1 protein-coding gene is annotated in these 1,006 nt (G+C 75.8%); it reads right to left on the reverse strand.

The window, feature by feature from the left end; genetic code table 11:
- Positions 1-68: 68 nt before the first annotated feature.
- Positions 69-728: a hypothetical protein gene (locus AOK18_RS29695; protein ID WP_055696305.1), complete on the reverse strand. Its 660-nt coding sequence runs from the start codon at positions 726-728 to the stop codon at positions 69-71.
- Positions 729-1,006 lie beyond the last annotated feature (278 nt).

The following is a 1,006-nucleotide window of genomic DNA, read 5'->3' on the forward strand; positions in this document are numbered from 1 at the left end:
GGGAGCGGGACCGGAAGGCCGGGGGGCCTTCCGGTCCCGCTCCCTCGTGTGCCCCGGCGCGGTGCCGGCTAGGACTGGGCGGGCGTACGCGCCGTGAGCGTCCCGGTGCCGGCCGGAGTGCCGGCGTCCCGCACCGCCGCGAGGCGGGTCAGGGCCTCGTCGCGGTCGCAGGGGTGCGCGCCGAGCGCGGTCTGGCGGGCGACGATCGAGCGCTCCAGCCGCATCAGCCGCCAGCCGCGGCGCAGCAGGAACGGAACGGACTTGCGGCCCTCCCTGAGGTCCCGCAGGAAGCGGCGGCGGAAGGTCTTCACCGGGCCTCGGCTCAGGCACAGCGCGTCGGCCAGGAGGCCCAGTTCGCCGCAGCGGGCGACGATCTCCGCGGCGAAGACGCCCTCCGCGATGAACAGCGGGGCGGTGCCGAAGTCCACGTGCGAGGCGCCCGTACGGGCACTCAGGCCGATGTCGTAGACGGGCACATCCGTGCGGCCCGTACGGCACAGCCGGTCGATCGCGGCGACGGCGGCGTCCGCGTCCCAGGAGCCGGGGTGGTCCCAGTCGATGTCGCAGCCGCCCGCCACGAGGGGCAGCGACGGGTCGTCGCCCTCCTTGTAGAAGTCGTCGAGGCGCAGCACGGGCAGGCCGGAGCGGGCCGAGAGGAGGGACTTGCCGGAGCCGGAGGGGCCGCAGAGCAGCACGACACGCGCGGAGAAGGGCGACTGGGAACTCACGGGACACCAGTCTGAGGCATCGAACGGGTGGCGGACGACCGTCCGGGCCCGCTTTGAGGCGCGTACCACACCTCGACTACGCTGCGCGTCGGTCCGGTCACTCGCAGGGAGCGGCCGGCGGAGGTGAGAGGCGGGAGCGGCGATGGGCCGACACGCAGTACCCGGGAGGCCGGCCGTCCGGCGCGCCCTGGCCGTCCTGGCGACCGCGGGAGTGGCGCTGGGGGCGGGCGCGACGGCAGCGGTGGCGGACTCGGAGGCGTCCCGGGACGCGCCCGCCA

This window comes from Streptomyces prasinopilosus (assembly GCF_001419695.1).
Lineage (GTDB): Bacteria > Actinomycetota > Actinomycetes > Streptomycetales > Streptomycetaceae > Streptomyces > Streptomyces prasinopilosus.